This is a genomic window from Achromobacter sp. UBA5777, assembly GCF_002418565.1.
Taxonomy (GTDB): Bacteria; Pseudomonadota; Gammaproteobacteria; order Burkholderiales; family Burkholderiaceae_B; genus Achromobacter; species Achromobacter animicus.
The window spans coordinates 1-10,346 of sequence record NZ_DIEJ01000163.1 but is presented as its reverse complement, the minus strand read 5'-3'; the positions used below and the strand labels follow the sequence as shown (position 1 = coordinate 10,346).

Sequence of the window (10,346 nt, the reverse complement as noted above, 5' to 3'; positions counted from 1 at the left end):
CGGGCCGGCACGGTGCGGCCCTCGCGCCACGGCGCCGCGCAGCAATCGCCCAGCGCCACGATGTGCGGGTCGGGTGTTTCGAGCCGCTCGTTGACTTCGATTTGCCCCAGCTTGTTCAGCGGCAGTCCCAGGTCGGCCAGGAGCGCCGGACCCTTGATGCCCGCAGCCCACATGCACAACTGCGCCGGAAATTCGCGGCCGTCGGCGGTGCGCACGGTGTTGTCCGTTACCTCGGACACACGGCACGAGGTCTCGACGCGGATGCCCAGTTCGGTCAGGCGTTTGGTCGCCGCGACCGAAATCTTCTCAGGCAGCGCGGACAGGATGCGCGGCGCGCCTTCGACCAGCGTGATCGCCAGATCGCGATCCGCGCGGAAGTTCGGCAGGCCATAGGCGCTGACGACGTGGCTGGCTTCGGTCAGTTCCACCGCCAGTTCCACGCCGGTGGCGCCGCCGCCGACGATCACCAGGTCCAGGCGCGCGGACGGATTGCGCACCTTGGCCTGGTCCACCAGCGCCATGGCTTTGAGCATGGTCAGGCGGAATTGCTCGGCGTTTTCGGTGGTGTCCAGCGTGACCGCATGTTCGGCCGCGCCGGGCGTGTTGAAGAAGTTGGACGTGCTGCCCAGCGCCAGCACCAGCGCGTCGTACGCCAGTTCGCGGCGCGGCAGGACTTCCTGGCCTTGCGCGTCGTTGACGGCGTCCACCGTGATCAACCGGCGTTCGCGGTCAATGCTCTCAAGGCGGCCCTGGGTGAACGAGAAGCCGTCCAGGTGAGCCAGCATCAGGTAGGAAAGGCCTTCCTGGTGGATGTCCAGCGTGCCCGCCGCCGCTTCATGCAGCGAAGGCTTCCAGATATGGAAGGGGCGGCTGTCGACCAGGGTGATGTGTTCGCGGCCGTGTGTACGGCCCAGTTTGGCGGCCAGTTCTAGGCCGCCTGCGCCACCGCCGACGATGACGATGCGCTTGGAGGGTGCTGACGTCGATTGAGGCATCATGGCTCCCAGTATAAATAGAGTCGCATCCCCGTCGCGGTGCGAACCCGTGTCAATGCATGACGAAACGGCTGATGGCCACCCCCACCCAGACCGTTCCGGCGAATATCAGCAGCAGCATCACCGCCGCGCTGCCCAGGTCCTTGGCCCGCCCCAGAAGGGGATGGCGTTCGACGGACAGCGCATCGGCGAGCGCTTCGATGGCGGAATTGAGCAGTTCCACCGCCAGCACCATGACCACCACGCCCACCAGGAAGAACACTTCGACCGTGGTGCGGCCCAGAAAGAACGCCGCCGGAATCATCAGTACGGCCAGGGCCAGTTCCTGCCGGAAGGCCGCCTCGTATTTGACGGCCGCCTTCAGGCCCTGCCAGGAATAGCGCAGCGCATTGAGGATGCGGCGCGCGCCGCCGGTGCTCTTGAAGGGCGAGTGTTGCGGATCGTGGGTCATGGAATCGGAAGAAAGCCGTGGTGGCGGCTTTTTAACAGATAAGGGTTGCCCGCGTGGCACACCGCGTGCCTATGGGCAAACCCTAATTGTGACCCAACGACAGCAGGCGCAGGATTCTGGTCAATTGGTAAGGCCACTTTACCGTTTCGTCCTGTCATCGAGCTGTCTTCTTCATGCCGATTCAGACCATCGAACCTCGCCGCCTGTATCGCCAGATCGCCGATCAGCTTCGCCTGCTGATCGAGGCCGGCGAGTTTCCGGCCGGTGCGCGGCTGCCGCCCGAGCGCGACCTGGCGTTGAAGCTGGGCGTGTCGCGGCCGTCGGTGCGCGAGGCGCTGATTGCGCTGGAGGTCGAAGGCTGGGTGGAAGTGCGCATGGGCTCCGGCGTGTACGTGCAAAGCCCGGGCGTCGCGCCGCGCGCCAGCCTGACCGCCGAAAGCCCCCTTGAAACCATCCGCGCCCGCCGCACCATCGAAAGCGAGCTGGCCGCGCAGGCCGCGCTGAACCCGGTGCCCGCGCTGGTGGAAGGCCTGCGCGAAGCCGTCGACGCCATGGAAGACGAGGCGCGGGCCGGCAGCGTGCCCATCCGCGGCGACCGGCTGTTTCACCTGCGCGTGGCCGAAATGGCCAACAACGCCGTGCTGGTGCGCGTCGTGGGCGAACTCTTCGACGAACGTCACAACCCGCTTTCCGTGAAGCTGGGCGATTACTTCGAGAATTCCGACAGTTGGGCCGTCGCCATCACCGAGCACCGCCGCGTCATCGACGCCATCGCGGCCGGTGACGAACAGGGCGCGCGGGCCGCCATGCGTGACCATCTTTCCTGCTCGTACGACCGCCTGATGGCCAGCTGGCCCGGCGCGGCCGAAGCGTTGCGCGCTGAATAGCAATGGCTGCCGGCGCCCGTTACGGGCACCGGTGGCAGATCGCAGTCGCAGTACGAAGGTGCAGCTCCAGTAGGTGAACTCCATATGTAAAACATGACGCGTGGCCGCCGAGCCCGCCACCTCAAAGAGAGGAGACAACATGAAGCCGAGCAACGCTATCAAAGTGCTGTTTGCCGCCGTCGCGCTAGCCGTCAGCGGCTCCGCACTGGCGCAGACCAAACTGAAGTGGGCGCACGTGTACGAGACTTCCGAACCGTTCCATACCTCGTCGGTGTGGGCCGCCCAGGAAATCGAAAAGCGCACCAACGGCCGCTATCACATCGATGTCTATCCGGCCTCGCAACTGGGCAAGGAGAACGACATCAACCAGGGCCTGACGCTCGGCACGGTGGACATGATCATTTCCGGATCCAGCTTCGCGGCCAAGAGTTTTCCGCGCATCGGCGTCACCTACTATCCCTACACGTTCCGCAGCCCCGAGCACCTGATCGCCTACACCAAGAGCGACATCTACAAAGAGCTCACGCGCGGCTACGACGAAAAGAGCGGCAACCACATCGTCGCGACCACGTATTACGGCACGCGCCAGACGACGTCCAACAAGCCGTTCACCAAGTGCAGCGAGATGAAGGGCCTGAAGATCCGCGTGCCGGACGTGGCCGCCTACCTGGCGATGCCGCGCGCCTGTGGCGCCAACACCGCGCCCATCGCGTTTGCCGAGGTCTATCTGGCCCTGCAGAACGGCACGGTCGAGGCGCAGGAAAATCCGCTGACCACGATCGAGGCCAAGAAGTTCTACGAGGTGCAGAAGAACATCATCCTGACGGGCCACATCGTCGATCACCTGAACACGGTGATCTCCGGCAAGCTCTGGAAGAGCCTGTCGGACGAGGACAAGAAGATCTTTGCAGAGGTCGCGCAGCAGGCCGCGGAAAAGGCATCGGCCGAGGTGGCCGCGTCCGAGAAAAAGATGGTCGACGTGTTCAAGCAGCGCGGCCTGACGGTGGCCGAGGTCAACGTCGACGACTTCCGCAATACCGTGCTGGAGAAGGTGCCGTTCAAACAGTACGGCTACGAGAAGTCGGACTGGGAAAAAATCAAGGCGGTGAAGTGAACCACGGCGGGCGGGCCGCCGCCGCGGCTCGCCGCGCCTGAATGCAGCACCTGAATGCATCGCCTGACCGCATCGCTTCCGGCAATCGCCTGACCCGATAGCTTGACCGATCCCGCACGAGGGGAATTCCATGCACTCCAACGCGAAGGCCGCGCCGATGGCGGCCGTCAGCCATCCGACTGACCAGCCGTCCGGCCCGCATCATGTCGCTTCGGTGGACGAGATCGTCCAGAGTTTCGAAGAAGCCGATCACCACGAAGTCAGCCTGGCCGGCTACCAGCCGGAAGACTGGATCTGCCTGGCCATGTTCTGGACGATGGCGCTGCTGGTCTTCCTGCAGTTCTTTTCGCGCTATGTGCTGAACGACTCGTACGCCTGGACCGAGGAGCTGGCGGTGTACTGCCTGATCGGCGTGGTGTTCCTGGGATCGGCCATGTGCGTGCGCGCGTGCCGCCACATCCAGGTGGACTTCCTTTACCGCTACCTGCCCAAGCCGGTGGGCCGTGTGCTGTCCACGTTGATCGACATCCTGCGCACGGCCTTCTTCGGCTATGCCGTGTGGCTGACGTACCGCTACATCGTGCTGGTGGGCGACGAGCCCATGACGACGCTGTTCTGGAACAAGGCCTTCGTGTACTGGGTGGCACTGGCCGGGTTCGCCATGATGTTCCTGCGATCGTTGCAGGTGTCCTGGCAGAACTGGCGGCAGGGCTATTCGATCCTGGAGAATCCGGCGGCCTACGAGTCGTTGGACTGAGTCGCTGCATTGAATCGCTGGACAGAATCTCCCCGAATCCGCAGTGCCTTGCCAGGAGCGATACATGGGCACCCTGATAGGAACCTTTCTGCTGTTGATGATCCTGGGACTGCCGGTGGCGGTCTCGATGGCGGGCGCGTCCCTGCTGTTCATCCTGATCTCCGGCAGCGTGCCGGACGTGGTCATCGCGCAGCGCATGATCGCGGGCGTCGAGTCGTTTCCGCTGCTGGCCGTGCCGTTCTTCATCCTGGCCGGCAACCTGATGAACATCGCCGGCATCACGGGCCGCATCTACAACTTCGCGGTGGCGCTGGTGGGTTGGATGCGCGGCGGCCTGGGGCAGGTGAACATCATCGGCTCGGTGGTGTTTGCCGGCATGTCCGGCACCGCGATCGCCGACGCCGCGGGTCTGGGCACCATCGAGATCAAGGCCATGAAGGACCACGGCTACCAGACCGAGTTCGCCGTCGGCGTGACGGCCGCGTCGGCCACGCTCGGCCCCATCATTCCCCCGTCGCTGCCTTTCGTCATCTACGGCATGATGGCCAACGTGTCGATCGGCTCGCTGTTTCTGGCGGGCCTGATTCCCGGTCTGGTGTTGACGATTCTGATGATGTTTACCGTCGCGTACTACGCGCGCCGCAACAACTGGGGCGGTGACGTGGCCTTCGACTGGAAGCGGCTGGGCGGCGCGGGGTTGGAAGTGCTGATCGTGCTGGCGTTTCCGCTGTCGATCTGGCTGATGACGCTGGCGGGCGTAACGCCTAACGTCGCCACCGGCATCGCTTTTGTGGTCCTGCTCGCTCTGGACTGGAAGTTCAACTTTTCGGCGGTCATGGCTCTGATGGCGCCGGTGATCCTGATCGGCGGCATGACGCTCGGCTGGTTCACGCCGACCGAGGCCGCGGTGGCGGCCGTGATCTGGGCGCTGTTCCTGGGTCTGGTGCGGTATCGCTCCATGACGTTGCGCACGCTGGCCAAGGCCACCTTCGACACCATCGAGACTACGGCGTCCGTTCTCTTCATCGTGACGGCCGCGTCGGTGTTCGCCTGGCTGCTGACCACGACGCAGGCTGCTCAGCAACTGACGGACGCCATCCTGAGCGTGACGCAGAACAAGTGGGTGTTCCTGCTGATGGCGAACGTCCTGATCCTGATCGTGGGTTGCTTCATCGACACCATCGCGGCCATCACCATCCTGGTGCCGATCCTGCTGCCGATCGTGCTGAAGCTGGGCATCGATCCGATCCACTTCGGACTCATCATGACGCTGAACCTGATGATCGGCCTGCTGCATCCGCCCATGGGCATGGTGCTGTTCGTGCTGGCGCGGGTGGCCAAGTTGTCGGTCGAGCGCACCACGATGGCTATCCTGCCGTGGCTGGTGCCGCTGTTCGTGGCCCTGATTGCCATCACCTACATCCCTCAGATCACCCTGTGGCTGCCCACCGCGATGGGCATGGCCGGCAAATAAGGAACCGCGAACATGTCAGGAAGACTGCAAGGCAAGACCGCTATCGTCACCGCCGCCGGGCAGGGTATTGGCCGCGCCGTGGCAATGGCCTACGCAAATGAGGGCGCCGACGTGCTGGCCGTGGACCTGAATGGCGCCGCACTGGAATCGCTGTCCGGCTGCCGCACGCAGGTGCTGGACGTGACCGACGCCCGCGCGGTGCGCGCGCTGGCGCAGGACGCGGGCGCGGTTGACGTGCTGTTCAACGGCGCGGGCTTCGTGCACGCCGGCACCATTCTCGATTGCGACGAAGATGCCTGGGACTTTTCGTTCAACCTGAACGTGCGGTCCATGTATCTGCTGATCCGCGCCTGCCTGCCGGCGATGTTGGCGCGCGGCTCGGGGTCCATCGTGAACATGGCGTCGGTGGCGGGCAGCATCAAGGGCGCGCCCAACCGCTGCGCCTACGGCGCCACCAAGGCGGCCGTCATCGGCCTGACCAAGGCGGTGGCCGCCGACTACGTGGGCCAGGGCATCCGCTGCAACGCGATCTGCCCGGGCACCGTCGAGTCGCCGTCGCTGCGCCAGCGCATCGACGCGCAGGCGCAGGCCAGCGGGCAGCCTGTCGCGGCGGTCGAGGCCGCCTTCACTGCGCGCCAGCCGATGGGCCGCATCGGCCGCGCCGAAGAGATCGCCGCGCTGGCGGTGTATCTTGCCAGCGACGAATCCGCCTTCACCACCGGCACCGCGCAAGTGATCGACGGCGGCTGGTCCAACTGACTCTTCTTTTCCAGCAACAAGGAAACCGCTATGAAACTGATGCGATATGGCGCCAAGGGCGCAGAAAAGCCCGCGCTGATCGACGCCGACGGCCAGGTCCGCGACCTGTCTTCCGTCATTGCCGACATCACCGCCCAGACGCTCGTTCCCGCCAAGCTGGCGGAACTGCGCGCACTGGATCCGGCGTCGCTCCCGCTGGTCGCGCAACCGGGCCGCGTGGCGCCGCCGTGGAGCGGCATGGGCAAGTTCATCTGCATCGGCCTGAATTATGCGGATCACGCCGCGGAGTCCGGACTGCCGGTGCCAGCCGAGCCCGTCATCTTCATGAAGACAACGTCCGCCGTGGTGGGCTGCAACGATCCGGTTGTGCTGCCGCGGGAATCGGTCAAGACCGACTGGGAGGTCGAGCTGGGCGTGGTGATCGGCGAGAAGGCCCGCTACGTCAGCGAGGCCGACGCCATGAAGCACGTGGCGGGCTACTGCGTGGTCAACGACGTGTCCGAACGCGAATACCAGATCGAACGCGGCGGCACCTGGGACAAGGGCAAGGGCTGCGACACGTTCGGCCCCATCGGCCCGTGGCTGGCGACGGCCGATGAGATCCCGAATCCGCAGGACCTGGAGATGTGGCTGGAGGTCAACGGCAAGCGCTACCAGAACGGCAGTACCCGCACCATGGTGTTCGGCGTCGCGCAACTGGTGTCGTACGTCAGCCGCTTCATGACGCTGTATCCCGGAGACCTCATCAGCACCGGCACGCCGCCCGGCGTGGGCATGGGCCAGAAGCCCGCGCCCGTCTACCTGAAGGCGGGCGACGAGATGAAGCTGGGCATCGCCGGTCTCGGCGAACAGCGCCAGCGCGTCCATGCCTGGGATCCCGCCCTGATCGACGCCTGATCCGCTCGCCCTCTTGCCTTCCGGAGTCCTCATGTCGCAGACCGATACCGCAGTCATACGCATCCACCCGGCGGACAACGTGGTGATCGCCCGGCGCCAGCTTGTCAGCGGCACGCGGCTGGAAGGCGAGGGCGTGACGGTCGTGGGGCTGGTGCCGCCCGGCCACAAGGTGGCGGTGCGCGCCATCGCGGCCGGCGAACCGGTGCGCCGCTACAACCAGATCATCGGCGTGGCGCGGCAGGACATCGCACCCGGTCAGCACGTCCACACGCAGAACCTGGAGTTCTCGGATTTCGAGCGTGACTACGCGGTCGGGCAGGATGCGCGTCCGACGGACTTTGTGGACGCGCCGGCCATGTTCGACGGCATCGTGCGCGCAGACGGCCGCATCGCCACCCGCAACTACATCGGCATCCTGACCAGCGTGAACTGTTCGGCCACGGTGGCCCGCGCCATCGCCGACCACTTCCGCCGCGACATCCGGCCCGAGGCGTTGGCCGCCTGTCCGAACGTGGACGGCGTCGTGGCGCTGACGCACGGCGCGGGCTGTGCGACCGGCAGCGACGGCGAACCGCTGCGCGTGCTGCGGCGCACGCTGGGCGGCTACGCGCGGCATGCCAACTTTGGCGGGCTGATGGTCGTGGGACTGGGCTGCGAGACCAACCAGATCGGCGGGCTGATGGAGCAGGAACACCTGCGCGAAAGCGGCATGCTGCACACGTTCAACATCCAGGACACGGGCGGCACGCGCAAGACGGTGGCGCGGGGAATTGAACTGGTCGAGCGCATGCTGGAGCAGGCCAATCGCGTCGAACGCCAGGCCGTGCCCGCCAGCCACCTGACCGTGGGCCTGCAATGCGGCGGCTCGGACGGCTATTCCGGCATCAGCGCCAACCCGGCGCTGGGCGCGGCGGTGGACCTGCTGGTGCGCCACGGCGGTACGGCGATCCTGTCCGAGACGCCCGAGATCTACGGGGGCGAACACCTGTTGACGCGCCGGGCGCAGACCCCCGCCGTGGCCGAAAAACTGCTTGCCCGCGTGCGGTGGTGGGAAGACTACTGCGCCCGCAACGACGCCGAGATGGACAACAACCCCTCGGCCGGCAACAAGGCGGGCGGCCTGACCACCATCCTGGAAAAATCGCTGGGCGCCATCGCCAAAAGCGGCACGACCAACCTCACTGACGTCTATGAATACGCCGAGCCCGTGCACACCCGCGGGCTGGTCTTCATGGACACCCCGGGCTACGACCCGGTCTCGGCCACCGGTCAGGTGGCCGGCGGCGCCAACCTGATCTGCTTTACCACCGGCCGCGGATCCGCCTACGGCTGCGCGCCGGCGCCATCGCTCAAGCTGTCCACCAACACGGCGTTGTGGCAGCGCCAGTCCGACGACATCGACATCAATTGCGGCGAAGTGGTCGATGGCGCGCAGAGCGTGGCGCAGATGGGCGAGCGCATTTTCCAGCTCATGCTGCAGACGGCCTCGGGCCGGCGCACCCGCAGCGAAACGCACGGCTACGGGCAAAACGAATTCGTTCCGTGGCAACTTGGCGCGGTGATGTAGCGAAGACGGCTCGGGGCATGCTATACCCTGGCGTCGCCCCTTTTTGGCATTGCGCACCCATGCTTGAACGTCTGAATTCCGAGTCATTGCCGCGTCTGCCCGCCGACGTGGAAAAGCCCAGCTACGACCGCAGCCGGCTGACGCCGGGCATCGTTCACCTGGGGCTGGGCGCCTTTCACCGGGCGCATCAGGCGGTGGTCACCGACCAGGCCATGCAGGCCAGCGGCGACCTGAGCTGGGGCATTCTGGGCGTGTCCCTGCGCCATCCGGCCACGCGCGATGCGCTGACGCCGCAGGACGGCCTGTACACGTTGGCCGTGCGCGACGCGGGGCCCGACGGGCAGGACCGCGAACAATTGCGCATTGTCGGCTCCGTGCTGCGCGTGATGGTGGCCGACGAAGACCCCAACGCGGTCCTGGAACGCATCGCCTACCCGCAGACCCGCATCGTCAGCCTGACCGTGACGGAAAAGGGTTACAGCCACGAACCCGCCACCGGCCACCTGCGCTGGGACGATCCGGACATCCTGCACGACCTGGAAAACCCCATCCGGCCTCGCAGCACCATCGGCATTCTGGTGCACGGCCTGGCTTTGCGCCGCGAGCGCGGCCTGCCGCCGATCACGCTGATGTCGTGCGACAACCTGCGCGGCAACGGCGATACGCTGCGCAGCCTGGTGCTGGCGTTTGCGCTGCGGGTGGACGTGACGCTGGCCGACTGGATCGACCGCCACTGCACGTTTCCGAACTCCATGGTCGACCGCATCGTGCCGGCCACCGAAGACCAGGACCGCCAGCGGATCGCCGGCCGCCTGGGCGTCGAGGACGCCTGGCCCGTGCTGGGCGAGCCCTATCTGAACTGGGTCATCGAAGACAAGTTTGCCGCCGGCCGCCCCGCCTGGGACGCGCAGGGCGGCGCGACCTTCGTGAGCAACGCGGCGCCCTATGAACGGCTGAAGCTGCGCATGGTCAGCGGTCCGCATTCGGCGCTGGCCTACCTGGGCGCGACCTTGGGCCTGCACACCATGGCCGACGCCGCGAACGCCCCGGCGCTGCGCGCGTTCATCGAAGCCATGATGAGCGAGGAGATCGCGCCAACCCTGCGCGGCATTCCCGATGCGGGGTTGGTGGAGTACCGTCTGCGCTTCCTGAACCGGATTTCCAATCCGGCGCTGCCGCATCCGCTGGCGCAGATCGTGATGGACGGTTCGCAAAAGTTGCCCCAACGCCTGCTGGACACGATCCGCGACCGCCTGCGCGCGGGGCACGGCATCGATCGCCTGTGCCTGGCGGTGGCGGCTTGGCTGAACTACCTGCGCGGCGAAGACGAGCAGGGCGGCGTTTACGTCATTCAGGATCCGATCGCGGCGCGGCTGGACCGCCTGCTGTCGCGCGCCGAGGTGGCCGCGCATGCCGCCAAGCCGTCGCAGGCGGCGCAGCGGCGC

At 66.2% G+C, this 10,346-nt stretch carries 10 protein-coding genes; 8 read left to right on the top strand and 2 right to left on the bottom strand.

Features of this window, described 5'->3' with window-relative positions:
- Positions 1–998: NAD(P)/FAD-dependent oxidoreductase (locus B3446_RS12840; RefSeq protein WP_291381519.1), on the bottom strand; the 998-nt coding region annotated here is incomplete at its 3' end.
- Positions 999–1,047: 49 nt separating this feature from the next.
- Positions 1,048–1,446 (bottom strand): diacylglycerol kinase, encoded by a 399-nt coding sequence (locus tag B3446_RS12835; RefSeq protein WP_291381517.1) that lies wholly within the window; start codon positions 1,444–1,446, stop codon positions 1,048–1,050.
- Positions 1,447–1,619: 173 nt separating this feature from the next.
- On the opposite strand from B3446_RS12835, the gene B3446_RS12830 reads away from it, so the two are divergent.
- The 8 genes from B3446_RS12830 to B3446_RS12795 form a co-directional block, all read left to right on the top strand.
- A complete protein-coding gene (locus tag B3446_RS12830) occupies positions 1,620–2,333 on the top strand; it encodes a FadR/GntR family transcriptional regulator (RefSeq protein WP_175122570.1) in 714 nt (237 codons plus the stop codon).
- 139 nt (positions 2,334–2,472) lie between these two features.
- On the top strand, positions 2,473–3,447 hold the full coding sequence (locus B3446_RS12825) for a sialic acid TRAP transporter substrate-binding protein SiaP (protein WP_291381515.1): 975 nt from the start codon (positions 2,473–2,475) through the stop codon (positions 3,445–3,447).
- A gap of 130 nt (positions 3,448–3,577) precedes the next feature.
- Positions 3,578–4,204 (top strand): TRAP transporter small permease, encoded by a 627-nt coding sequence (locus B3446_RS12820; RefSeq protein ID WP_291381513.1) that lies wholly within the window; start codon positions 3,578–3,580, stop codon positions 4,202–4,204.
- A 64-nt stretch (positions 4,205–4,268) separates the two neighbouring features.
- The gene (locus B3446_RS12815) at positions 4,269–5,678 is read left to right on the top strand and encodes a TRAP transporter large permease (RefSeq protein ID WP_291381511.1); all 1,410 of its coding nucleotides are present in this window, start codon (positions 4,269–4,271) and stop codon (positions 5,676–5,678) included.
- A 12-nt stretch (positions 5,679–5,690) separates the two neighbouring features.
- Complete coding sequence (locus tag B3446_RS12810; protein WP_191577938.1) at positions 5,691–6,437, top strand: SDR family oxidoreductase; 747 nt, start codon at positions 5,691–5,693, stop codon at positions 6,435–6,437.
- Between the two features lie 30 nt (positions 6,438–6,467).
- Positions 6,468–7,334, top strand: coding sequence for a fumarylacetoacetate hydrolase family protein (locus B3446_RS12805; RefSeq protein ID WP_291381508.1), 867 nt, complete (start codon positions 6,468–6,470; stop codon positions 7,332–7,334).
- Positions 7,335–7,365: 31 nt separating this feature from the next.
- Positions 7,366–8,901, top strand: a complete 1,536-nt coding sequence (locus B3446_RS12800; RefSeq protein ID WP_191577936.1) for a UxaA family hydrolase — start codon at positions 7,366–7,368, stop codon at positions 8,899–8,901.
- Positions 8,902–8,960: 59 nt separating this feature from the next.
- Positions 8,961–10,346 (top strand): mannitol dehydrogenase family protein (locus tag B3446_RS12795; RefSeq protein WP_291381505.1); only part of this gene is annotated, 1,386 nt, incomplete at its 3' end.